The sequence below is a fragment of the Paraburkholderia strydomiana genome (assembly GCF_046030495.1).
In the GTDB taxonomy this organism is placed as follows: domain Bacteria; phylum Pseudomonadota; class Gammaproteobacteria; order Burkholderiales; family Burkholderiaceae; genus Paraburkholderia; species Paraburkholderia strydomiana_A.
Window position 1 is genome coordinate 105729 of record NZ_JAQQCJ010000019.1, and the last position, 24916, is coordinate 130644.

Consider the following 24916-nt stretch of genomic DNA (forward strand, 5'->3'; position numbering starts at 1 on the left):
GTTTTTCACCGGTGATGGGATGGATGCAATGTACCGCTAGTTTGCATTCAACCCCTTCTAACTTAAGCTATCTAGCTGCAATTTCGCGGTTAGGGTGCGGCGATTATACGGCGGTTAGAGGGGTTCGTCTACCCATGTGATTAATTCATGGGCAGCCCGGCGGTTTGCCGGGCAGAAAATGGGCTCCCGAAAAGGCTCACCAGCAAGCTCTTCAAGCGCCTTTTTGCCTCCCGAAAATACTCACCTGAAACTCGCCTTGAAGGGCCGCCGGAGCGGCCGTTCACGTGGGTTCGCCATCGCCTCCGGCTACGTTCACGGCGACACGCTACATCACGATCTCGCCGCCGTTCGCCGCACAAATATCCGCCGCGTCAGATCGAACGCCACCAGATTGCCGGCGACCACCAGCAACAGCCCGACCACGGCCAACGGCGACCACCGATACCCCTCGAACACCGTCGATGCCGCCAGCGCCACGATCGGAAACAGCACCGTGCAGTACGCGGCCCGCTCGGGGCCCATGCGCCCGACCAGCATCAGGTACGCGGTAAACCCGATCACCGAGCCGAACACCGCGAGATACGCGAGCGCGCCGAGATAACGCACGGACGGCTCGACGGCGAACGAAAAGCCTGCCAGCCAACTCCCCATCGTGAGGATGCTGGCGCCGATCAGCATCGCCCAGCTATTGGTGGCGAACGGGTGCAAGCCCATCGACTGCATCCGGCTCGACAACAGGCTGCCAGTCGAGAAACACAAGGTGCCGAGAAATGCGATCCCAAGTCCGATCAACTCGGCGCGATTGCCGAGGTGTCCGGCCATCTGCTGGACGAACAGGCACAGAATGCCGACGAGCCCCAGCAATGCACCGGCGATCGCCGTGGGTTGCAGCGGCCGGCCCATGAAGAGACGGCCGTTGATCGAGTTTAGCAACGGCGCGATGGAAAACACCACCGCTACCAGGCCGCTCGGCACGACCTGCTCGGCGTAATAAAAGCACAGAAAATTCAGGCAGAAGAGCGTGAAACCCTGCGCGAACAGAAAGCGCCACGCGGCGCGCGGCGGCCAGATCGGCCGGCGCATGATGCGCAGCAGCGCGAATAACAGCAACGCCGCGATCCAGAAGCGCCACGCAATCGATACCGGCGGCGGCACCGAACCGAGTTGCCATTTGATCGCGAGCCACGTGGTGCCCCAGATCAGAACCGTGACGACGTAAAGCAGAAGATTCATAGTCGAGCCTGCAACAGCGAAGTCGGAAGGAAGCTCGACTATGCTGCCGCGCGGCCGCCCGCACTTGTCCAGGATTGCGCATTTTTCGGCGTCGATGAGCGGCTGCACGGGGCTCGCCGTATACTCGCTCATCCAGCCCTCGAATGCCGTCCGCCCGTTTGCCGTGAACGCCACTCCGCCCGTCCCCGTGATGCCCGCCACCGATACGCCGTTCGGCCTTCAGTCGGTCTGTCACACGCTGAGCAGCGCGGACGCCCATCTGGACCGCTTCGCGTGGCTCGGCGACCGGCTCGCCATCGCCGTCTGGACGCGCGACACAAAGGAATCCGAAACTGTCTACGAACGGCCCGGCCATCACACGCTGTCGTGCTATCTGGATGGCGGCTATCGCACCGAGCGGCAGAAAATGCCCGGCCACTACGGCGCGCCGTCGCGCTTGTGCGCGCTGCCCGGCGAACACGAATCGCGCTGGTGGGTGCGCGGGCACATGCACTTCATGCATCTGTACTTCCTGCCCGAGCACTTCACGCAGCGCGCCGTTCAGGAACTCGACCGCGAGCCGCGCGAACTGACGCTCGCCGACCGCACCTATTTCGAAGACGCCCGTATCGCCGGCCTGTGCCAATCGCTCGTCAACGAAGACTGGCAGAACCCCGACGGGCTGCTGCGCACCAACGAGACCGCGCACGAAGTGCTGAGTCTGCTGCTGCGTTCGCAAGGCGTGCGCCGCAGCGACGCGTCGCTCAAAGGCGGGTTGTCGGTGGCGGCGCGGCGGCGGTTGCGCGACTACATCGAAAGCCATCTCGCGCAGACACTCACGCTCGGCGAACTCGCCGGCGTCGCGGCGTTGTCGGAGTTTCATCTCGCGCGCATGTTCCGCGCTTCGTTCGGACTGCCACCTGCCGCATGGATCGCACAGCAGCGTGTCGAACGCGCCCGCACACTGCTGCGCACGACGACGCTGCCGCTCGCGCAGGTTGCCGAACAATGCGGCTATGCGAACGCCAGCCATTTCAGCCACCGCTTTCGCGACAGCGTCGGCGTGGCGCCTACTGTGTTCCGGCAGGCTGTCGGCGTTTGAGCAAGGAGCCGGCGTTACTGCAACGCCATCGCCAGCACGCGCGCCACGTGGATCGCATCGACGCCCGCGCCATCGTGAATCTGATGCCGGCAGCTCGTGCCGTCCGCGACCATCACCGTATCGCCGTCGATCTTGCGCACCGCCGGCAGCAGCGACAATTCCGCCATCGCCTGCGAAGTCGCGTAGTGCTCGGCTTCGTAGCCGAAGCTGCCGGCCATGCCGCAGCACGACGACTCCACCGTCGACACCTTCAACTGCGGAATCCACTTGAGCACGGTCTGCACGGGCGTGAACGCATCGAAGGCCTTCTGATGGCAATGACCATGCACCAGCGCCTGCTGCGCGGCCAACGGCTTCAAGGCAAGCTGCAAACGGCCAGCCTTTTCCTCGCGCACGAGAAACTCTTCGAATAGAAACGCCTGCTGCGAAAGCCGCTGCGCTTCCACGCCGAAACCGTAGTGCAGAAACTCGTCGCGCAACGAAAGCAGGCACGACGGTTCCAACCCGACGATCGGCACGCCCCGCTCCACGAACGGCCTGAACAGATCGAGCATGCGCCGCGCTTCCTGCTTCGCTTCATCGACCAGACCCGCCGCCAGGAACGTGCGGCCGCAGCACACCGGCCGCTCGCCCTGGCGCGTGTTGAAATGCACCGTATAGCCGGCGGCCTCCAGCACTTGCTGCGCGGCGCGCGCGTTGTCCGGCTCCATGTTGTTGTTGAACGTGTCGACGAACAGCAGCACCTCTTTCAGGCCGCCGCTTCGAGCCGCTTTGCCTGGCACGGCATTCGACAGAAACGGCTTCCTGAAGCGCGGCAAACTGCGTTCAGGCGCGAAGCCCACGGAACGCTTGAACCACGCCGACAACACCGGCACGTTATCGGCCAGCGCCATCAGACCCGGCATGCGGCTCGCGGTGGCCGCATAGCGCGGCATGAAAGCAACCAGCCTGTCACGCAGACGCAGCCCATGCCGCTTGACGCGCGCCGCCCGCGCCTCGATCTTGAACTTCGCCATGTCGACGCCGGTCGGGCAATCGCGTTTGCAGCCCTTGCACGACACGCACAGGTCGAGCGTCTCCTTGACGTCGTCGCTCGCGAGACCCGCTTCGCCGAGTTGCCCCGAGATCGCGAGGCGCAACGTATTCGCGCGTCCGCGCGTGACGTGCTGCTCGTCCTTCGTCACGCGATAGCTCGGACACATCGTGCCCGCGTCGAACTTGCGGCAGTGGCCGTTGTTGTTGCACATCTCGACGGCCTTCGCGAGACCGCCTGACAGATCGTTACCGCTGCCGGGCAAGGTCTCCGCGCCCGTCAGCGGATCGCGTTCGACGTTCCACGCCGACCAGTCGAGCGCCGTGTCGATGCGCTGTTCCTTGTAGCCCGGCGCGAAGCGAAAATGGCGCGCGTCGTCCATCTTCGGCGGACGCACGATCTTGTCGGGATTGAAGCGGTTGTCCGGATCGAACAGCGTCTTGATCGCGCTGAACGCCTGATTCAGCCGCGGCCCGTACTGCCATGCGACCCATTCGCCACGGCACAAACCATCGCCGTGTTCGCCCGAATAGGCGCCTTTGTATTCGCGCACGAGTGCGGCCGCTTCGTCGGCAATCGCGCGCATCTTCCCCGCGCCGTCGCGCCGCATGTCGAGAATCGGCCGCACGTGCAGCGTGCCGACGCTCGCGTGCGCGTACCAGGTGCCTTCCGTGCCGTGCCGATGAAACACCTCGGTCAGACGGCTCGTGTAGTCGGCCAGATGTTCGAGCGGCACTGCGCAGTCTTCGATGAAGGAGACCGGCTTGCCGTCGCCCTTCATGCTCATCATGATGTTGAGCCCGGCCTTGCGGACTTCCCACAACGCTTTCTGTTCGTTCGCGTCCGGCATCTCGACGACCGAGCCGGGCAGGCCCAGATCGGCCATCAGCTCCGCGAGCTGCCTGAGCGATGCGAGTTGCGCATCGCGGTCCTCGCCCGCGAACTCCACGAGCAGGATCGCCTGCGGCTCGTCGACGAGCGCCTTGCTGATCACCGGACGAAACGCAGGATTGCTCATCGCCAGATCAATCATCGTGCGATCGACCAGCTCCACCGCCACCGGCTTCAGCTTGACGATGTGCTGCGTCAACTCCATCGACTGCCGGAACGTCGGAAAGTTGACCACGCCCAGCGTTTTATGCGCGGGCAGCGGCGCGAGCTTCAGCGTCAATTGCCGGCTGAACGCGAGCGTGCCTTCCGAGCCGACCAGCAGATGCGCGAGATTCGCGAAGCCGTCATCGGTATAGGCGCGCGGGTTCTGGCAATCGAACAGGTCGATGTTGTAGCCCGCCACGCGCCGCAACACCTTCGGCACACGCGCGACGATTTCGTCGCGCTCGCGCTGGGCGATGCGCGTCACGCCGTCGAGAATCTGCTGCAAACGCGCGCCTTGCGGTGTCTCGCGCAGCGACGCGAAACGCGCTTCGCTGCCGTCGGCGAGAATCGCGTCGATCGCCTCGACGTTGTGCACCATGTTGCCGTATTCGATCGAGCGCGAGCCGCACGAGTTGTTGCCGGCCATCCCGCCGATCGTGCATTGCGCGGCCGTCGACACGTCCACCGGAAACCACAGCCCGTGCGGCTTGAGCCACGCGTTCAGATGATCGAGCACGACGCCGGGCTCGACGGTGACGGTGCGCGCCTGCGCATCGAAGGCGACGATGTTGTTCAGCCACTTGCTCGTGTCGATCACCAACGCTTCGCCGACCGTCTGGCCGCATTGGCTCGTGCCCGCGCCGCGCGCGAGCAGCGGCACTTTCTCGCTGCGGGCGATCTCCAGCGCGACGCGCAAATCGTCCTGATTGCGCGGCACCACCACGCCGACCGGCGTGATCTGATAGATCGACGCATCGGTCGCATAACGGCCGCGACTCGCCGCATCGAACAGCACGTCGCCACGCAGCGACTTGCGCAGAAGCTGCGCGAGCGGACTCGTCAGGCGCGCGGCGGAGGGAACCAGATGAATCGGCTTGACGAGTAAAGCGGAGGTGGGGTTCGTCATATCGTCGGCTCGTGGAAATGCAGGAGACTGGGAAAACGGGCGAAGCCGCCGCCTAGTACAACGTCACGCTGACCGGCGCGAGCCCTTCGATGCGCCCGCTCGCCGTGCCCGCGTGGCGCGCAAAGAACATGCCGGTGTACGAACCGGCGGTGATGACCATCTCCGGCGTCACCGCGATGCCGCGCGAACTCGCGTGATTGACGAGCCACGTCAACAAACGCCGCGGGTCGCCGGCCGGATTCGCGGGCGCCGTCTCGACCACATCGTGTCCGTCGAAACTGAAACGCAGCGACGGCGCGACGAACGGAAAGTCCTCGCGATACGGCGTGAACTCGCCGACGATCAACGCACCGTGATTCTGCAAATCCGCGAGTTGCGCGAGCTTGTCGACGTCGGGCCACGCGGCATAGCGGCTCGCGACGATTTCGATAGTCGCGCCGATCGAACCGATGCCCGCCATCACTTCGTCTTCGCTATAAGGCGTGGTGGCAGGCTCGAAGCGGCGGCCAAAGCGAAACGCGACTTCCAGTTCGAGCCCGAGCGGCGCAAAGCCTTCGCGCGCGAGACGCGCGCCGTCGGCATGCAGATCGGCAGCGGGCAGCGGTGCGCCCTGGATCGGACCGCTCGCAGACTTCGCGCCGATTTTCCAGCCGCCGATCCGCGCGCCATGGATGCCCAGAATGTCGTGCTGGATCGCGTACGCGGCATGAGCGTCGGCGGGTATCTGCTGTGGCGCCAACGTGTCGAGCGTGAGCCGATCGCGGCGTGCCTCGGCAAGACGCCGGCTGAGTGAGGTGGTCATGTCTTTCATCGCGAACTGAGTGGGGACGGCGTGTTGCGCTTACGCGCCGATGTGGGTCGGGACATGCGAGTTGTCCGCCTGGTCGAGTGCGAATTTGCTTTCCGGCTGCATGCGGAACGCGAGCACGACACCCAGGCCCATCAACAGCATGCTGCCGACGAACGGCAAATTCCAGTTGCCGAAGTAGTCGATCAGAAAACCGCCGACCACCGGCGAGATGATCGCGGCGAGTGCCGAGCCCGTGTTCATCATGCCGCTCGCGGTGCCCGCGAATTCCGGCGCAATGTCCATCGGAATCGCCCACATCGGGCCGATCGTCATTTCGGCGAAGAAGAAGCCCGACGCAAGACACGCGATCGACAGCGCCAGGTTGTGCGTGAACATCAAGGGAATCAGCGAGAGCAGGCAGAACAGCATGCAGACCGACACCATCCAGCTACGCGCGCGCTTGAGACTGCCGGTGCGCTTGAAGATCCAGTCGGTCACGAGGCCGCCGAGCGTATCGCCGAGCACGCCGGCGAAGAACACCACCGAAGCGAAGATCGCCGACTTCTGCAATTCCAGATGATGATTACGCAGGAAGTAGAGCGGAATCCAGCTGAGGAACAGCCACAGCGTCCAGCCGTAGCAGAAGTACACGATCGTGACCGGCGCCATGCGGCGAAACAGCTTGCTCCACGGCACGCCGGCCGCTTTCGGCTTCGGCGCGGGCAGCACCGCGAGTTCTTCGGACGTGATGCGCGGATGATCCTTCGGATGTTCGGTGAAGGTGACCGCCCACACGACGACCCACAGCAGGCTAAGCGCGCCGCAGATGTAGAACGATTCGCGCCAGCCCCAGGTCGCCATCACCAGCACGATCAGCGCGGGCGCCACCGCATTGCCGACGCGCGACGCGGCATGCGTGATGCCCTGCGCGAAGCCGCGCTTGTCCTTCGCGACCCAGCGCGACATCGCCGAGGTCGCGGCGGGAAACGTGGCGCCCTCGCCGAAACCGAGCAGCACGCGCGCGGCCAGCAATGAGGCCAGGCCGCCGGCGAAGCCGGTCAGCAAGGTGGCGACGCCCCAGATCGCGCCGCAGAACAGCAGCGTGCGTTTCGCGCCGAAGCGGTCGCTCACCCAGCCGCCGATCACCTGAAACAGCAGATACGGATACGCGAAGGCCGAGAACACGAGGCCGACCTGCGTATGCGAAAGCTGAAATTCCTTGCCGAAACCCGCCGCCGCGGTGCTGACGTTCACGCGGTCGAGGTAAGTGATGAAGTACATGATGCATAGCATCACTAGAACGATACTGGTCGCACTGGTCACACGAAACCGCTTCATCGTCTCTCTCCATGGCATGTGTCGACGGCGCGCCTGAGTGGCGCGCCACGTCGTTGACCGTCAGCCGCTCGCGCTGCCGCGGACGCATTGCATGTTGTTCGGGCCGCGTTCTATGCACGGCTGCTCGAGTCCTCAAAGGGAGGGCTCCCTGCCCTCCCTTGCTGCCTTTCTTGTTGTTCTCTTTTAGGCGGATGGTGCGGCATCTACTGCCGGTGCCGGTGCTGGGCAACGGCGCCCGGCCCAATTCAGGCCGCCGCTTTCAAACCCGCGGACTTGGCCGGCTGGCTCAACCACTCCATAGCGGCAGGCAGACCGCTTTCCTTGAGGGGCACACCCGCGAGCCGCAGGCCCATTTCGCAGCCGGCCAGCGTGGCGAGCAGCATCAGGTCGTTGCAATCGCCGAGGTGGCCGATGCGGAACATGCGCCCTTTCATCTTGCCGAGCCCCGTGCCGAGCGACATGTCGAAGCGTTCGTAGATGAGCTTGCGCACCACGTCGGCATCGATCCCGTCGGGCATCATCACGCCGGTCAGCACCGGGCTATACACGGCCGGGTCCGCGCACTGGATCTCCAGGCCCCACGCGCGCACCGCGCGGCGGGTCGCTTCGGCGAGACGCTCGTGACGCGCGAACACGTTGTCGAGCCCTTCGCCGAGAATCATCTCCAGCGCTTCATGCAGGCCGTAGAGCAGATTCGTGTTCGGCGTGTACGGCCAGTAGCCGGTTTCGTTCATCTCGACGATTTCGCTCCAGTCCCAGAAGCTGCGCGGCAGTTTCGCGTGCTTGCTGGCGGCCAGTGCTTTCGGCGAGATCGCGTTGAAGCTGATGCCCGGCGGCAGCATCAAGCCCTTTTGCGAGCCCGACACGGTGACGTCGACGCCCCACTCGTCGTGGCGATAGTCGGCGCAGGCGAGGCCCGAGATCGTGTCGACGAGCAGCAGCGCCGGATGGCCCGCCGCATCGATCGCGCGGCGCACGGCGGCGATGTCGGACGTGACGCCGGTGGAAGTTTCGTTATGCACGACGCACACCGCCTTGATCGTGCGTTGCGTGTCGGTGCGCAGACGCTCCTCGATCATCTGCGGCTGAACCCCGCGCCGCCAGCCTTCGATGCCCGGCAAGCCGAGGAACTCGGGCTTGAGCCCAAGCTTGTCCGCCATCTTTTTCCATAGCGTCGCGAAGTGGCCCGTCTCGAACATCAGCACGTGGTCGCCGGGACTCAGCGTGTTGGACAGCGCCGCTTCCCATGCGCCCGTACCGGAGGCCGGATAGATCACCACGGGCTGCTGCGTCTTGAAGATCTTCTTGATGCCGTCGAGCACCTTCAGACCGAGTTCGCCGAACTCGGGACCGCGATGGTCGATGGTCGGGTAGCTCATCGCCCGGAGGATGCGGTCGGGCACCGGGCTCGGACCCGGAATCTGCAGAAAGTGACGTCCAGCGGGATGAAAGTCTAGCTTGAGCATGGGGCTCCTCCGATTGAATTTTGCATTCAAAAAACTATATCAGACGAAGTGTGACGCTCCCAAGGCAAAATTTGCGTCTGAGTGCCGGTGTTTACCCGCGCTATTAACTAATCTTTCGGCTTCCGATAAAATCCCAACTTATGCATGTTGAGGGCTTTTGTATGCAAAATTCGGATTTCACTGCAGGTGTAACCGCTTCCCCGCTGATGCCGAAGGTCGAGCGCCAGCGCCTGCACGACACGGTGGTGGAGCACATTCGCCGCTTTATCGTCGAAGGGGCGCTGGAGCCGGGCAAGAAACTGAACGAGCGGGAGTTGTGCGAGACGCTCGGCATCTCGCGCACGCCGTTGCGCGAAGCGCTGAAGGTATTGGCCGCCGAAGGGCTGATCGAGATTTCGCCGAATCGGGGCGCGTCGGTGTCGAAGATGTCGGAAGCTGAGTTGCGCGAGACCTTCGAACTGATGAGCGGCCTCGAGGCGTTTTCCGGCGAACTGGCCGCGGAACGCATGACCGCCGCCGAGCTTGCCGAGATCAAGGCGCTCCATTACGCGATGCTCGCGTGCCGCACCCAGAACGATCTGCCCGGCTATTACAGCCGCAACCAGGCGATCCACGACAAGATCAACGAGGCCGCGAGAAATTCAGCGCTGCGGCAAACCTATATCGCGGTGAACCGGCGCTTGCAGGCGCTCAGGTTCCGTTCGAACTTTCAGGTTCCGAAGTGGGACAGTGCGATTCACGATCACGATGAAATGCTGAAGGCGCTCGAAGCGCGTGATGGCAAGAAGCTGAGCGCGATTCTGCGGCAGCATTTGCTCGACAAGCGCGATGCGGTTTTGCAGGTGCAATCGCAGGAAGCGGTGGCGGCTTCGTCGTTGAAGACTTGAGATGCCTCGAGTTGTTTTGCCTTCGGCTTCGTGACATGCAGCGCCATCAGAACGCTCACGCCGAAGGCAAAAACTTGTCCACCTAAAATGTTCGCAAGCCTGTGGACAACATTCGCATATCCCAGCCAAGTGATTGATGCAGCAGCAGTATCCTGTTGCGGTTCATGTGTAGGCAGGGTTCGCCGTTACGGGATGCTTCGCGCCTGAAAGGCCGTTAGCAAGGACGCCATACGGGACGCGACGGAGTTGAACCCTAGTTGTCCACATAATTTGGGCACAAGCCTGTGGACAAGATGCGCACAGGCCTGCCAAGTGATTGATGCCACAGGGCTATCTTCCTGCGGCTCGCTCGCGGGCAGACCGCCAAGGGCGGCCCGCTCTACGTTATGCGGGGACCACCCTCACCGCGCCCCTTCCTTGCGCCGCAGCGACTCCGGCATCCCGTACAACATGATCAGCGCGCAGATCACGCTCATCGTGCCAATCACATACAACGCGGGCGTCGTGCTCCCCGTCAGATCCTTCACGCGTCCCACCATGATCGGGCTCACGATCCCGCCGAGTTGTCCGAGCGTGTTGATCAACGCGATCCCGCCTGCCGCGCCGGCGCCTGTGAGCAGCTTGGGCGGCAGTGCCCAGAACGCCGGAATCGACGCCACCACGCCCGCGCCCATCACCGCCAGCGCGATCACGAGCAAGGTGGTCTGCTTGTCGAAGAAGCCCGCGGCAAAGAAGCCGATCGCCGACATCACCAGCAAACCGAACACGAACTTGCGCCGCTCGCCGGTCGCGTCGGACAGGCGGCCCACCACCACCATGCAGATCGCGCCGCAAATATAAGGCACGGCCGTCAGCAAGCCGATCATGGTCGGGTTGTTGGTGCCCGCCACGTGGATCAGGTGAGGCGTCCAGAAATTCAATCCGTACGACGCCACCTGAATCAGGAAGTAGACCAGCCCCAGCGTCAGAAAGCCCGGAGTTTTGAGCGCGCCCATCAGCGAATGGCCCGTGCCCGGATGACGGCTCTGCTGCGCAATCTGACCCGACAGCAGCGTCTTCTCAGACGGCGACAGCCAGCCCGCGTCCTCGATGCGATCCTTGAGCAGTTTCAACACCATGATCCCGAGGACGACGCAAGGCAGCCCGCCGAGCAGAAACAGCCAGTGCCAGCCGGCCATGCCCAGCACGCCATTCATGTGCCCGATCACGAGCCCGGCGAGCGGCGCGCCAACGAGGCCCGAGAACGCGGACGCCAGGAACAGCATCGACGTGATACGCCCGCGATAGCTCGGCGGAAACCACAGCGTCAGGTAGTACAGCACGCCTGGCGCAAAACCCGCTTCCATCGCGCCGATCACGAAGCGCAGCCCGTAGAACTGCCATTCGTTGTTGACGAATACCATCGCCGCCGTCGCAATACCCCACGAAATCATGATCCGCGCAATCCAGCGCCGCGCGCCGACCTTGTACAGAAACAGATTGCTCGGGACTTCGAACAATACATAGCCGATCACGAACAGACTCGCGCCGAGACCGTACGCGGTATCGGACAGACCGAGATCGCTTTGCAACTGGAACTTCGCGAAGCTGATGTTGATGCGGTCGAAGAACGCGAACAGATAGCAGATCATGATCAACGGCATCAACCGCCACGCGACTTTGCGGATGACGGCCACGAGGTCGTCCGCGCTGTCCTGACGGCTGCCGCTTGCAACTGCGCCCAGGTCACTCATGCTTGCCTCCAATGCCGGATTCGGCGAGGCCGTCCGGTCGTTTAGTCGGTTAATCGATCAGTCGGTTTGGGGGAAATCAGATTTGCAGAACGTATTCGGGTACCGGATGCACGTCGCAATTGCGGCCCGCCTTCGCAAGCTGGCCAGGCACGTCGTGGCCGAGCAACGCAGGCAAACCGCGCGACAACGCGAGCAGCGTCGGCAGATCGACGCCAGTGGGAATGCCCATCTCGTCGCACATGTTCACGAGGTCTTCCGTGCAGATGTTGCCGGACGCACCCGGCGCGAACGGGCAGCCGCCGAGGCCGCCCAACGCGGCGTCGAAGCGGCGCGCGCCGACTTCGTATGCCGCCAGCACATTGGCGAGACCGAGCCCGCGCGTGTTGTGAAAATGCAGCGTGAGCGCGGCGGCCGGCAGCCGTTCGAGCACACGCGCGACCAGCCGTCTCACGTGGCGCGGATTCGCCATGCCGGTCGTGTCGGCCAGCGTGATGCCCTCGATGCCCATCTCGCGATACGTATCGACAATGCCGACCACGCGGTCTTCGTCGATTCGTCCTTCGAAGGGGCAGCCGAAGGCGGTCGCCACCGTCGCGTTCAGCAGCACGCCTGAGCCTTGCACGTACCGCACGATGTCGTCGAACGCCATCAGCGATGATTCGCAACTCATGCGCATGTTGGCACGGTTGTGCGTCTGACTCGCGGACATCACGAGATTCAGTTCGTCGGCGCGCGCGGCGAGCGCGCGTTCGGCGCCTTTCAGGTTCGGCACCAGCGCGACGTAGATCACGCCGGGATGCCGTTCGATCTGCTGGAACACCGCGTCGCCGTCGCGCAACGCCGGAATCGCTTTCGGCGACACGAACGAACCAGCCTCGATGCGCGTGAAGCCTGCGGTCGATAGCGAATCGATCAGTTCAATCTTGTCGACTGTCTCGACCCACGTGGGCTCGATCTGCAAGCCGTCGCGCGGAGAGACTTCCTGCACGATCAGCTTGTCGAATTGGGCGTCGTTGTTGGCGGCGTTCATTGCACGGCTCCTTCGCGGCGCAGCCGCTCGATGTCTTCGTTGGCAAATCCGAGTTCGCTGAGAACACTGCCGGTATGCTCGCCGAGCGTCGGCCCTTGCCAGCGCACTTCGCCCGGCGTGTCCGACAGCTTCGGCACGATGCCCGGCATCTTCACCGACGCGCCGCCCGGCAATTGCGCTTGCAGCAACATGTCGCGCGCCTGGTAGTGCGGATCGGCGACGATATCGGCCACCGAATAGATGCGCCCCGCCGGCACTTCGGCGCGTTCGAGCGCGGCCAGCACGTCGTCGGTGGCATGGCGCGAAGTCCACGCGGTGATCGCCTGATCGAGCATCGCGGATTGTTTCGCGCGGCCGTCGTTGTGCGCGAGCGCGGGATCGTCGGCGAGATCGGGGCGGCCGATCAGTTGCATGAGGCGCTTGAAAATCGGATCGCTGTTGCCGGCGATCACGACGTAGCCGTCGTCCTCGGTGCGATACGTGTTCGACGGCGCGATGCCCGGCAACGCGCCGCCGCTGCGTTCGCGCACGTGGCCGAGCAGGTCGTATTCCGGCACGAGGCTTTCCATCAGATTGAACACACTCTCGACCAGCGATACGTCGACCACCTGGCCTTCGCCCTGGCCGGTCTTCACGCGCAGCAGCGACATCAGCGCGCCGATCACGCCATGCAGCGACGCGAGCGAATCGCCGAGACTCACGCCGACGCGTGCCGGCGCGCCGTCCACTTCGCCGGTCGTATAGCGAATTCCGCCCATCGCTTCGCCGATCGCGCCGAAGCCCGGTCGGTCGCGATACGGACCGGACTGGCCGTAGCCGGAGATGCGGACCATCGTCAGTTTCGGGTTGATCGCGTGCAGCACGTCCCAGCCGAGGCCGAGCTTTTCGAGCGCGCCGGGACGCAGATTTTCAATCACCACGTCGGCATCGGCGGCGAGACGTTTGACGATCTCGACGCCGTCCGCCGATTTCAGGTTCACGCAGACCGACTTCTTGTTGCGTGACTGCAGATACCACCAGAGCGAGGTGCCTTCATGCAGCTTGCGCCATTTGCGAAGAGGGTCGCCGGTCTCGGGCGCTTCGATCTTGATGACGTCGGCGCCGAATTCGGCCATGAGGCGCGCGGCGAACGGCGCGGCGATGAGGGTTCCGATCTCGACGACGCGGATACCCTGAAGGGGTCCACCCATGATGCTGTCTCCGAAGCTGGTTTCGTATTGGAAGACAGCTTAGGAGCGGCGTGGCGGCGGCGTCCAACCGCAATTCGCCAACGACCGTTCGCGAACGGCGAACGCTCGGTGTTAGACGGCGGCTGGTGCAGGTTTGGGGGCGTCAGCGGCGTGGGCTGGCGTCGGGGGCTTATAGGGCTTCGGCGGTCTAGGTTGCTTCGGCGGCTTCGGTTGCTTCGATCGAGCGCAGGTGGTCGAACAGCAAACGGCTCACCGGCGAAAGCGCGTCGACGTCGCGCACCACCAGCACGAGGCTGCGTTCGGACCAGTCGTCCTCCAGCGGCGTGCCGACGAGCCCGAGCGGGGCGCCCATCAGTTGATAGACCTTGCGCGGCAGCACCCCGACGCCCATGCCGGCTTGCACCATCCGGCAGACCGCGTCGAAGCCCGGCACGTGGATGCGCAAGCGCAGCGGCTTGCCCGCCTGACGCGCGGCCAGATGCGTGCGAGCGTTGATCGAACTCGCGGCGTGCAGGCCGACGTGATCGCCGTCGAGCGTTTCGGCGAAGGCGACGCTCCCGCGCGCCGCCAGCGGATGATCGTCGCGCATCACGAGCACCAGCGAATCGCGCCGATAGTGCTCGACGTGCAGGTCGTGCGTATCGGCGTCGCCGGAACAGATGCCGAGATCGGCGAGGCTGTCGTCGACGGCTTCGACCACGCCGCCGCTCGGCCGCTCTTCGAGATCGAGCTTGACGCGCTCGTGCTGCAACTGGAACGCGCGCAAATCTTCGGGAAGAAACTCGACGATCGCCGACAGATTGGCCATCATCCGTATGTAGCCGCGCACGCCGCTCGCGTGGCCCGCCAGTTCGATGCCGATATTTTCGATGTCGCGCATGACACGGCGCGCGTGATGCAGCAGCGTTTCGCCCGCCGGCGTCAGCGTCATGCCGCGCGCGGTGCGCTGAAACAGCGTCGCGCCGACCGCCTGTTCGAGTTCGAGCAGACGCTTGCTCGCGGCGGAGACGGCGATTGCCTCGCGCTCGGCGGCACGCGTGAGCGTGCCTTCTTCGTAGACGGCGAGAAACAGCTGAAGCGTGGTGAGGTCGAGCCTTCGGAGAAGGTTTTTGATTACCATGGCGGGGCGCCGCGTTGTGTGCGATCCGTCTATTTTGACGCCAGATGCGCAAAATGGGGCGACGCCCTGTCAATCGCTCAGTCCTTCCACGCCGACCCAAGAATCATCGTGCAGAAATTCTCGCGATGATAATGCGGGTCTTTCAACGCCAGCACATCCGCCTTCACGTTGCCGAAGGTCGTTTCCGGCTTGTGGATCGTGCCGTGCGCGAACGCGTCGATGATGCCTTCCTTGAAGTGCGCGCCGCGCGGATGCGCGTGAATCACCTCATGTCGCTGATGCTCGGTGAACTCGTCGTAAGCGAGACCGAGCACGTCCATCTCGACGCCCGCCGTGACCAGTGCGACCACCGGCTTCATATGCTGCGGAATGCCAGGCGTCGTGTGCAACGCGATCGAATTCCATACCTGTTCGATGTCGTCCTCGCCAATGCCGTGACGTCGCAGAAAATCACGCGCCGCGTTGGCGCCATCCACTTCGAAGCGGTCATGTTCGCTGCTATACGGCGCGACGAGTCCCATGTCGTGAAACATCGCGCCGATGTACAGCAACTCGGAATCGTACTTCAACTGCTTGCGCGCGCCGGCCAGCGAGCCGAACAGAAAAACGCGCCGCGAATGGTGATAGAGGAGTTCGGTTTCGGTATCGCGCACGAGTTGCGTGGCTTCACGCGCCATCATGCTGTCGGGAATCTGGATGCCTGCGATCGTGGTCATGTGATGTACTCCGTGACGGATTCGAATGAACGGGAGGCGCTGTTCTCGCGACGTCAAAGCGCGTTTGGTATGCTGATCCGCGGCGCTTTTTCGTGCGCTTCGAACTGCGCATCCGATGAAGCCCAGTATTGGCCAATGCGCTGCCGCGGACAATCGCCGTGGACCGTTGAACACTGCCAAACGCACCGCGTTGACTGCCGCGCGCTGCGGATTTTCGTCCATCGTCAAAGGAAGTCTTTCGATGCCAACCGTCGCGATCGCGATCTTCCCCGGCGTGCAGGCGCTCGATGTCGCCGGACCTGTCGATGTGTTTTCCGAAGCCAATGGGTTCCTCGCGCCTGCCGATCGCTACGCGGTCAAACTGATCGCAGCGGAGTCCGCGCCGCTGCGCGCTTCGAACGGCATGACGCTGGTCGCCGACGCCACGTTCGACGACGCGCGCGGGCCGTTCGATCTCGCGCTGGTCGCGGGCGGCCCCGCGCTGCCGAATAATGAAAAACCCGACGCACGCCTGCTCGACTGGTTGACGAACGTCGCCGCACGCTGCGGCCGCTTCGGCTCGATCTGCACCGGCGCGTTCGTGCTCGGGCACGCGGGCTTGCTCGACGCGCGCAACGTCACGACGCACTGGCAGCATGCGGCGCAACTGGCCGCGCAATTTCCGCAGGCGCGTGTCGATTTCGACCGCATCTATCTGCGCGACGGGCCGCTCGTGACATCGGCGGGCGTGACGGCCGGTATCGATCTGTCATTGGCTTTGGTGGCCGAGGATCATGGTCCGCATACGGCGCTCGCCGTCGCCAAACGGCTGGTGGTGTTCGCGCAGCGGCAAGGCGGGCAGTCGCAATTCAGCCCTTATCTGACGGCGCCCGCCGACGATACGTCGCCAGTCGCCAGGGTGCAGGCGCACGTGATGGAGCGGATTTGCGAGAGCTTCACGGTGAAGCAGCTGGCGGATGTCGCGGGTATGAGCGCGCGCAACTTCGCGCGTGTGTTCGTCCAGGAGACCGGGGTGACGCCGCATGAGTTCGTCGAGCGCGCTCGCGTCGATGCGGCGCGCAAGCTGCTGGAGAGTAGTGGTGCGGCGCTTAAGGCGATTGCTTATGACTGTGGGTTTGGGACTGCGGATCGGATGCGGATTGTGTTTACGAAGCGGATTGGGGTGACGCCGATGGGGTATCGGGAGAGGTTTCGGGCGGGGTGAAGGGTGGAGCGTTTGTGGTCCCGCGAAGGCCAGCGTGGTCCCGCGGGCATCGGCTGGCTTGCCGCCACGGGCGGCTGCAAGCTTCCCCGTCGCTGCCGTCGACAGCGCAAGGGTACGAATGGCTGACGTGGGTTGCAATAAGCCCTTCATGACCACGTCCAGAAGGACTAGCCCCGCCAAGGCACCGCCGCGATTGCATCCCCTCTACCCGCGCGAACCCTCTCCCCCACAACCGCCAAAACACACCCCATCGCCCATCCCACCCGCAAAGCCCCACAAAAAACCCTATGAGAAAATGGCCCCTTGCCAGCCACCGTCCACAAGGAACCCCATGCCCTCCACGTCTCCCATTCGCGCAATCGTCACCGGCCACACGCGCGGCCTGGGCGCGGCGCTCGCCGAACAACTGATCGCACGCAACGTCACCGTGCTGGGCCTGTCCCGCTCGCGTCATGCAACCCTCAAGACACGCTTCCCGACACAGCTCGAAGAAATCGAACTGGAACTGGCCGACCCCACCCGCGTCGCGCAATGGATCGCAACCGACGCACTGCGCGCATTCGTCAGCGGCGCGCAAACGGTTGTGCTGATCAACAACGCGGGCATGGTGCAACCCATCGGTCCGATCGAAGGGCAGGACGCGGCGGCTATCGCTGGCGCGGTGAGCCTCAACGTGGCCACGCCGCTGATGCTGGCCAGCGCGCTCGCCGCAGCGGCCGTCGATGCGAGCGACCGGCGCATCGTGCACATTTCGAGCGGCGCGGCCCGCAATGCGTATCCCGGCTGGAGCATCTACTGCGCGACCAAGGCCGCGCTCGATCATCACGCGCGCGCAGTCACGCTCGATGCAAACCGCGCGCTGCGCATTTGCAGCCTCGCGCCGGGCGTCGTCGATACGGACATGCAGGCGGAGATTCGCGGCAGCGGCGAAGAGCAGTTCCCGATGCGCCCGAAGTTCGAAGACCTTAAACGCAACGGCCAACTGTCGACGCCGGAACAATGCGCCGCGCAATTGGTCGACTACGCGCTCGACGATGCATTCGGGCAAACGCCAGTGGCCGACATCCGCGAGATCGCCAAACCGGCGTAACGCGCGACAACGACGCCTCCCGAAAAATCTCACCTTTGCCGCGCAGCGGTGCGGGTTCGGCTTGAGGCGTCGCTCGAACAGCTCCCGAAAACGCTCACCTTTCGAGCTTGGGGGCAGGGCGCAAAGGCATGCTGGGCGTGCTGCGGTGGGTGCGAAACAGGCTACTCCCGCAAACCCTCACCTTTCGCGCAGTACGGAGTGATCAGCGCGCCGATCCAGGAACCGTGAGGGGCAACGCGTTGCGCGCGGTATTGTGCGCCGCGCACGACGGCTCTGGCAGCAACGGCGTATGGATTCCCCACCGCCCATCGGGCTGACGACTAAACCGTTGATACAGCACGCACTATCCGTCACGTTGAGCGCAGCAATGCGCAGTGGCGGAGTGCGCCGCCAGGCCAACACCACCGCATCGATCAGCGAGTGTTGGCCGACCTTGTCATCGCAATTGGCGAAGAGTGAGGCAAAGCGAGGCGCACGGACTCACGTATCGTCCAAAGCCTTCGGCTCCCGAATGTTCTCACCGTAGAGCCGCGAGGAGCATATTGAAGCCAGGCCGTTCGAAGGCAACCGATCAATTCACGCACGCAATCAGCACGTGCGATGGCGTCCGGCAGTCATCGGTGCCCGGCGGTTAACCCCTTAATTCAAGGTAAAAAACGCCCGCGCTCAGCGTCATTCCTTCGCAGGACACGCGCAGCGCGAAGTCACGCCGCCATCGCAGCGGATAGCTCGGAGGGTGCGTACTTCGAGGTCGCGAGGACTTCGGCGGGAACGGCAACATAGGCGCGCCGCAACAGCGCGCCACTGCGAAACATCAGCAGATCACCAGGCTTGCAGGCGGTCCAGACTTCATCGGTCAACGGCGTCGTAGCGATCACCGCCGTCCGGTCGGACGGCGTGCCGCGCTCGGCGAAGTTCACCGTCAGATCATCGTCCACCAGACGCGCGCTCGAAAACGGCCAATGGCGTATCACGTATGACAGACGCGTCGAGCAATACGCAAACTGCGCCTTGCCGTTCGACAGCACGAAGTTGAAGATGCCGAAGACGTTGAGCGTGCGCGTCGCGTGCTCGATGACGTCGAACACCGCGTCGATGTCATCCGGGTCTGCATCCGCATGCGTGGCGAAATGCGCGTGCAGGCGGTTCATGATGAAGCAGAACGCCGCTTCGCTATCGGTCGAGCCGACCGGCGCGAACGGCCCCGGCTCCTGCTCGCGGAACGGCTGCAGGTCGCCGTTGTGCGCGAACACCCATTGCTGGCCGCGCAACTCGCGCATGAACGGATGGCAGTTCTCGACCCGCGCACCGCCTTGGGTCGCCTTGCGGATGTGCGCGACGACATTGCGCGACTTGATCGGATAGCTTTTCAGAAACTCGGCGACGGGCGATTGATACGCCGGCCTTTCATCGACGAAGACGCGGCACGCGCGGTCTTCATAGAACGCCACGCCCCAGCCGTCGACATGATGATCGGTCAGGCCGCCACGCGCGGCGAAGCCGGTCAGCGAGAAGCTGACGTCGGTGGGTTCCGCGCAACTGAGGGCGAGCAATTGGCACATGTCCGGCTTCGTCCTAAGCCCGTTGTGCCAGGACGCGCGCGTGCGCCGTCACCGCCTTCGCAGTGATGGTATCTATGCGCCCAGAAGGTTTCGCCGCCATTGCAAGTCACCCGGTGTCGTTCACATTCACTGGGAGACTAGCGTGTTTCAACAGCCGCCGTTATAGCGAATCATGCTTTGCAAATCACCGGTTTCACGGCTCCCGAAAACCCTCACCTTTCGCGTGCCGCGCCGCCGCCGAGCCGCTTAGCCCGCCAGCTTGCGGAGCGTTTCCAGCACCGCATCGCCCTTGAACGGCTTGACGATCCAGCCTTTGACGCCGGCCGCCTTGCCGCGCTCCTTCATCGCCGGGCTGCTTTCGGTGGTCAGCATGATGACGTTCACCGTCGTGTTCGCGAGTTCGCCGCGAATCTTCTCGACCATCGTCAGGCCATCCATGTTCGGCATGTTGACGTCGCTGATCACGAGCTTGATGCCGGGGCTGGCTTTCAACCTGGCGAGGCCGTCCTTGCCGTCCACCGCCGTATCGACGTCCAGGCCGTTCTTCTTCAGAAAGCCGGCCACTTCGTCGCGCACCGTGCTCGAGTCATCCACCACCAGAATTTTCGCCATGTTGTTTCCTTTGACACTACTCAGAACAAATCCAGTTCGCCTGCTTCGACCATCGCGCCGACATCGCCGGAGACTTCCCTGAAATCTTCTGGCGACCAGCTCAGGCTGAACACGAAACGTTGATGCAACCTGACCGCGCGGCCCGATTGCGGCTCACGCAGCCAGTACATGAAGCACAGTTGCGGGTTGCCGCTGCCGAACGAGATGTACTTGTGCTTGTGATTCACCAGCAGCGGCACCTGCACCTCGCTGCGCCGCGAAGCATCCGCGTCGCCGACATAGCGATTCTTGAACGAGCCCCACACGAGGTTCGTCACTTCGCCGAGCACGCTGTTCAGATCGCGGAAATCCGCCTCGCCGTCGGGCGCGTTGTCGATCATCCGGTAACGGTCGAGCAAGTCGAGAATCGGGGTCTCTTCGGCCTGCATCATCATGTAGCCGCGGCACCACGCGCTTTCCAGCGGAATCAGGCTGAACACTTCGCCAAAGATGATGCGGTCGCGCACGATGTACGGCGTATCGCACGTAATGGTCAGGTCCTTGAACACGTCGCCGAGAATCGCCTGGGTCATTTCGGCGATACCGCGCACCAGCGCATTCGGATAGTCGAGGCTGAAAATGTATTCGTCGATCACGCGGCGCAGCGGCGCCATATCGTGCGCGACGTAAGCGGCGCAGACCACGCGGCGCAGGCTCTCGGGCAGGCCCTCCGTGCTCGGGTCGCGCTCACGCCGCATGATGATCGGCAACTCGGGACGCACCGCGTTGATCCTGATCGCGAGTTCGGCGCTGGCCTGGGGCGAACCGCCGTAGTTTTCGGCGAACAGTACCGCGCCGAGATCGATGTTCGAGCGCAGCACCGACTGCAAGCGGTTCTTGCCCACTTTCACGCCGACCAGATTGTTCTCGTCGCAAAAGCGCTTGAGCGCCTCTTTGTGCCCGGGGCAATCGTCCAGCACCAACACCTTGCTGACCGGCTCGTTGAAATTCATTTCGCTTTCCTGATGGCGGCGACGCGTGCTGTCATGGTCAAAACAACTCCAGTTCGCCGCTGGTTTCTTCGATGGCGCTCGTGTCCGCGACGAAGTCGAGCGGCGCATGCGCGCATACGCACACGGTCGCGGCGAGCCGCACGTCGCCGTTGAGCACGACCGAATACGACGACAGCAGAGCCGGCTTCAATTCATGCAGATGAGGCAGGCAATGCGCGTTCAACACATACGGCGTCGACATGCCGAGGTCTGGAAAGTAGCGCAGCAGCTCCTGGTTCATCGCGCCGCAACACAGGTTGCAGATTTCCAGAAACGCTTCCTGGAACGGGCGCTCGTCGGTGCCGTTCAGGTAGTAGCCGCGCGTGCTGTCGTCTTCGTCGAAATGCAGGATCAGCAGCAGCCTGAATACGATCGACGAAATGGTCAGCACGACCACCTGCGTGTCCTTCGTTGCGCCAGCGCCGGCTTCGACAAGCGGTGCGATCTCGCAGAGGTCGTCCGCATTCGCGAGCAGGCGCGTTTGCGCCGCCTTGCGGAAGATGCGTTCGAAGCTGTCGCGGGCCTGGGCCGAAATCACATCGGCACCTGATCGAGCTGCGCATGAAAGCGGTTGGCGAGCGACTCGACACTGGCAAGCGACGCCGCGATCATCTTGCCGCCCGCCTGGATGTCCTGGAACGTGGATGTCGTGGTCAGATCGTTGCGATGCAAGCTGTCGCGATAGCTCTTCGACAACTCCTCGGAACGCGCGGCGAGCGAGCGCACTTCGCTTGCCACCACCGCGAAGCCGCGACCGGCCGGACCCGCGCGCGCCGCTTCGATCGAGGCGTTCAGCGACACGATCACCACATGCCGCACGATCGACGACAACTCCTGATTCTTCGCGTGCATGTCGTGGTTCTGCGTCATCAGCGAGATCATCTGCTCGTGCCAGCGCTCGAACGTCGCGCCGAGTCCCTTCAGACGCGCAGCCTCACCGGCGATCTGGCGCGCCTGGCTGGTCCACCGCTCCGTGCTCCCGTGCGCGGCGTCGAGTGACGCCCGCAATTCATCGGCGCGGGCCGACTGCTGCATCAACTCGTCACGCAACTGTTCGGTCAACGCATGCAGTGCCTGCTCGGCTTGCTCGCGTTCTTGCAGCGCTTCGCGATGCGCCGCGTGCGCGGCTTCGAGCGCGTCGATCCGCGTTTGCGCTTCGCCGCGCAGTCGCGCCGTCAGCTTCGCGCTGTGCAGCTTGTGAGCGGCCCATGCCGGCAGCGCGATCAACGCGCCGCCCGCCAGCGCAGCGAATAGATACTCTTGATACTGTTGCATCACAACCAATCCTTGCGAAGTCCGTCGGTCGGCGCTCAGCCCGCCACTGCGTCGAGTTGCAGTTCGCCGGCCCGGCCGCGCGCCTGAACGCCGAGCGTGTCGACCGCGACGCTGTCCGGCAGGCAGACGATCGTCTGGAACTGACGGAACGGCGCGCCCGTGTGGTCGTCGGTGAAGCGCAGTTCGATGCTGCCGTTCTCGCGCCGCAGGAAATCGCGTACGGCGTCCATGCCGACGCCACGCCCCGACACTTCGGTAACCGTCTCAGCCGTCGAGAAGCCCGGCCGGAAAATGAAGTCGGCCACCGCCTCGTCGCTCAGCGTGTCGTCATTGCCGATCCAGCCGCGTTCCTGCGCGATGCCGCGAATCCGCTCGAGCGCGAGACCGCGGCCGTCGTCGCTGAGCGTGATCTGCAAGGCGCCGCTGTCCACGCCCACTTCAATGTCGACCGTGCCGGCCGGGGTTTTGCCATGCGCACCGCGAACCTCGGCGGGTTCGATGCCGTGGTCGATCGAATTGCGCAGCAGATGCATGAACACGTTGCTCAGCGTGCCGCCCGCCTGACCGCGCAAACGGTAGCCGTTGTCGTCGATCCGCACGGCCGGCGCGGGCTTGCCCAACTCGCTCGCGAGCGACGGCAGCGAGTCCAGCACGCCGGACAGCGCGTCGCGCACGCTCTGGCTGCCCAGTGCGCTCAGCGTACGGCGCAGCGCATCACGCATTGACTGCAACGCGTGAAGCTCGGCGGCATCGGTACGCTCCAGCATATTGAGTGTCTGCTGGATGTCGTCCTTGTCGACCATCACGTAGCGGCCCGCGTTGCCCGCATCGTTCGCCTGGCCTTTGCCCTTGCGTCCGAGGCTTTGCTCGTTGATCTTCGCGTAGCTTTCGATCGCCTCGCGCACCCGCGTCAGTTCGCGCATCAGATGCTCCTGATCCCACGAGCGATCCGCGTCCGGCTGGCGCAGTTCGTGATAGCTGCGCTCGGTTTCGTGCACGACGTTGGTCAGATGCTGCAGGTTGTAGGTCCGCGCATTGCCCTTGATGGTGTGCATGTTGCGGAACAATTCGGCGATCGCCGCATGATCCGCTTCGGAATGCTTGCGAATGATGCGCTCGTTCTCGCTGACAAAGCCCGCCGAACTCTCGATGAAGTGATGGAACTTCTCCTCGCTGACCGCGAGAATCTCGCCGATCATGTCGAGGCGGCGGCGCTGTTCGCTCGCTTCGGCCGCGAGCTTGCGCAGTTCGGTGACGTCGCGCACGCACAGCATCAGGCGCACGACGGTGTCGTTTTCGTCGGTGATTGCCGACCAGCTGAGGTCGAGTATCTTCACGCGGCCATCGGGCATGCGCTTCGAAATCTCGCCCACCAGCAGGTGCTGATTGAACGCGAAGTTGATGCAGTCTTCGCCGAGGCACGCATGGGTGGCCGCGTCGATTTGCGACAGCGCGTCGGCGCCGAGTTCGGTATCCGCGAAAACGAGGTCCATCAGGGCGCGCCCGGCGATGTCCTTCGTCTCGAAGATGTCTTCCAGATACGCCGAGTACTCCGCGTGAATCTTCGCGCCGTCGACCACCGTCAGAATGCCTTGCTGCATGTTCTGCAACATCGCCTGGATGTCGGCGGTTTTCTGTTTGAGTTGCGCGGAGCTTTCCTGAATCTTCTCGATCATGCCGTTGAACGCGACGATCGAGCAGCCGATCTCGTCGAGCCGTCCCACCGGCACGCGGCGCGTGAAGTCCTGGCTCGACGCGATCTCGCTCATCATGGCCTGCATGTGGCTGAGCGGGCGGGTGATCTGGCGATAGAGGAGCGCGCCGATCGAAGTGAGCAGAATGATCGCAAGGCCGGTGACGGATGCGATGGCCGTGGTCGTCGTGGCGAGCGTGGCGTTCAGCGCCGTGATCGCGTCGTCTTTCTCGCGATTCTTCTCGACGCGCAAGGTCTCGACGATGCCTTCGAGCTCGTCGCGATACTGCGCGACGTTAGCGAACAGATACGCCTGCGCGAGTTCGTTCTTGCCGTCGGCTTTCATTTTCGCGGTGTCGGCAATCGCGGAGAAGTAGTTCTCCAGGCTGTCCTTCGCCTGCACGACGAGACCCTGCTGCGCGTGGCTCGCGGCCTCCCTGGCCTGCAGCGCGAGTGCCTGTTGCAGCGAGGCTTTTTTCTTCTTCAGCTCGTCCTCGGCCTGGGCGACCATGTTGGCGTCGGGCGCATAGACGAGCGTCATCGTGGCGAGCTGCACGTCCTTGACTTGCGACACGAGGTCGGCGGATGCGAGTGCGCTGGGCACCACGCCCTCGGTCACCTTGCGCACTTCGGCGGCGCTGCCGCGCGTCTGGTAGACGGCATAGCCGCCGATCGCCGACAAGGCGGCGAACATCAGAACAACCAATAGCGTGATGCGATGACGGATCGTCATTTGAACCCCCCGGGGTCTGGCCTGCGCGCCAGCCCTCGATCGGAGCAGCGCGTTTTTGTGCGAAATATATGGTCTGACTTGCAGCGCTGCGGAGTAT

20 protein-coding genes are annotated in these 24916 nt (G+C 63.8%); 4 read left to right on the forward strand and 16 right to left on the reverse strand.

All coding sequences use genetic code 11. The annotated features are described in order from the left end of the window. Positions 1-330: 330 nt before the first annotated feature. Entirely contained in the window at positions 331-1233 is a 903-nt protein-coding gene (locus tag PQQ53_RS23965) for a DMT family transporter (protein WP_408154548.1), read from the reverse strand. 163 nt (positions 1234-1396) lie between these two features. On the opposite strand from PQQ53_RS23965, the gene PQQ53_RS23970 reads away from it, so the two are divergent. After that, positions 1397-2314: a helix-turn-helix domain-containing protein gene (locus PQQ53_RS23970; RefSeq protein ID WP_408326651.1), complete on the forward strand. Its 918-nt coding sequence runs from the start codon at positions 1397-1399 to the stop codon at positions 2312-2314. Positions 2315-2328: 14 nt separating this feature from the next. Here PQQ53_RS23970 and PQQ53_RS23975 read toward each other — a convergent pair whose 3' ends face one another. The 4 genes from PQQ53_RS23975 to PQQ53_RS23990 all read right to left on the reverse strand — a co-directional run bounded on the left by PQQ53_RS23975 (position 2329) and on the right by PQQ53_RS23990 (position 8943). Further along, the gene (locus tag PQQ53_RS23975; RefSeq protein WP_408326654.1) at positions 2329-5349 is read right to left on the reverse strand and encodes an FAD-binding and (Fe-S)-binding domain-containing protein; all 3021 of its coding nucleotides are present in this window, start codon (positions 5347-5349) and stop codon (positions 2329-2331) included. Between the two features lie 52 nt (positions 5350-5401). Beyond that, positions 5402-6151: a 2-keto-4-pentenoate hydratase gene (locus PQQ53_RS23980; RefSeq protein WP_408141831.1), complete on the reverse strand. Its 750-nt coding sequence runs from the start codon at positions 6149-6151 to the stop codon at positions 5402-5404. 39 nt (positions 6152-6190) lie between these two features. After that, a complete protein-coding gene (locus PQQ53_RS23985) occupies positions 6191-7477 on the reverse strand; it encodes an MFS transporter (RefSeq protein ID WP_408326657.1) in 1287 nt (428 codons plus the stop codon). Between the two features lie 245 nt (positions 7478-7722). Beyond that, positions 7723-8943 (reverse strand): pyridoxal-phosphate-dependent aminotransferase family protein, encoded by a 1221-nt coding sequence (locus tag PQQ53_RS23990; protein WP_408326660.1) that lies wholly within the window; start codon positions 8941-8943, stop codon positions 7723-7725. Between the two features lie 161 nt (positions 8944-9104). Between PQQ53_RS23990 and PQQ53_RS23995 the strand changes: the two genes are divergently transcribed. After that, positions 9105-9830: a GntR family transcriptional regulator gene (locus tag PQQ53_RS23995; protein ID WP_408141837.1), complete on the forward strand. Its 726-nt coding sequence runs from the start codon at positions 9105-9107 to the stop codon at positions 9828-9830. Positions 9831-10231: 401 nt separating this feature from the next. Here the strand turns inward: PQQ53_RS23995 and PQQ53_RS24000 are convergent, their stop codons facing one another. From PQQ53_RS24000 to PQQ53_RS24020, 5 genes are all read right to left on the reverse strand, one after another. Next, positions 10232-11563, reverse strand: coding sequence for an MFS transporter (locus PQQ53_RS24000; RefSeq protein WP_408326663.1), 1332 nt, complete (start codon positions 11561-11563; stop codon positions 10232-10234). Positions 11564-11639: 76 nt separating this feature from the next. Next, positions 11640-12593 carry a hydroxymethylglutaryl-CoA lyase gene (locus tag PQQ53_RS24005; protein WP_408154560.1) on the reverse strand — a complete coding sequence of 318 codons (954 nt, stop codon included), beginning with the start codon at positions 12591-12593 and terminating at the stop codon, positions 11640-11642. Next, positions 12590-13783, reverse strand: coding sequence for a CaiB/BaiF CoA transferase family protein (locus tag PQQ53_RS24010; RefSeq protein WP_408141843.1), 1194 nt, complete (start codon positions 13781-13783; stop codon positions 12590-12592). Before PQQ53_RS24010 ends, PQQ53_RS24005 begins: the two co-directional genes overlap by 4 nt. A 187-nt stretch (positions 13784-13970) precedes the next feature. Beyond that, positions 13971-14903 (reverse strand): LysR family transcriptional regulator, encoded by a 933-nt coding sequence (locus PQQ53_RS24015; protein ID WP_408141845.1) that lies wholly within the window; start codon positions 14901-14903, stop codon positions 13971-13973. Positions 14904-14980: 77 nt separating this feature from the next. Further along, positions 14981-15619, reverse strand: a complete 639-nt coding sequence (locus tag PQQ53_RS24020) for an HD domain-containing protein (RefSeq protein WP_408141846.1) — start codon at positions 15617-15619, stop codon at positions 14981-14983. A 241-nt stretch (positions 15620-15860) separates the two neighbouring features. Between PQQ53_RS24020 and PQQ53_RS24025 the strand changes: the two genes are divergently transcribed. Beyond that, positions 15861-16823: a GlxA family transcriptional regulator gene (locus PQQ53_RS24025; protein ID WP_408326666.1), complete on the forward strand. Its 963-nt coding sequence runs from the start codon at positions 15861-15863 to the stop codon at positions 16821-16823. A 331-nt stretch (positions 16824-17154) separates the two neighbouring features. Continuing rightward, positions 17155-17913, forward strand: coding sequence for an SDR family oxidoreductase (locus PQQ53_RS24030; protein WP_408326668.1), 759 nt, complete (start codon positions 17155-17157; stop codon positions 17911-17913). A 704-nt stretch (positions 17914-18617) separates the two neighbouring features. Here the strand turns inward: PQQ53_RS24030 and PQQ53_RS24035 are convergent. The 6 genes from PQQ53_RS24035 to PQQ53_RS24060 all read right to left on the reverse strand — a co-directional run bounded on the left by PQQ53_RS24035 (position 18618) and on the right by PQQ53_RS24060 (position 24819). Beyond that, positions 18618-19475 (reverse strand): class II glutamine amidotransferase, encoded by an 858-nt coding sequence (locus tag PQQ53_RS24035; RefSeq protein WP_408141851.1) that lies wholly within the window; start codon positions 19473-19475, stop codon positions 18618-18620. A gap of 246 nt (positions 19476-19721) precedes the next feature. After that, the gene (locus PQQ53_RS24040; RefSeq protein WP_408141853.1) at positions 19722-20087 is read right to left on the reverse strand and encodes a response regulator; all 366 of its coding nucleotides are present in this window, start codon (positions 20085-20087) and stop codon (positions 19722-19724) included. Between the two features lie 20 nt (positions 20088-20107). Further along, positions 20108-21079 carry a chemotaxis protein CheX gene (locus PQQ53_RS24045; protein WP_408326671.1) on the reverse strand — a complete coding sequence of 324 codons (972 nt, stop codon included), beginning with the start codon at positions 21077-21079 and terminating at the stop codon, positions 20108-20110. 37 nt (positions 21080-21116) lie between these two features. Beyond that, on the reverse strand, positions 21117-21656 hold the full coding sequence (locus PQQ53_RS24050; RefSeq protein WP_408326674.1) for a hypothetical protein: 540 nt from the start codon (positions 21654-21656) through the stop codon (positions 21117-21119). Further along, complete coding sequence (locus PQQ53_RS24055; protein WP_408326676.1) at positions 21653-22393, reverse strand: methyl-accepting chemotaxis protein; 741 nt, start codon at positions 22391-22393, stop codon at positions 21653-21655. The genes PQQ53_RS24050 and PQQ53_RS24055 overlap by 4 nt, the downstream gene beginning before the upstream one ends. Positions 22394-22428: 35 nt before the next feature. Next, positions 22429-24819, reverse strand: coding sequence for an ATP-binding protein (locus PQQ53_RS24060; RefSeq protein WP_408326679.1), 2391 nt, complete (start codon positions 24817-24819; stop codon positions 22429-22431). Positions 24820-24916: the final 97 nt, after the last annotated feature.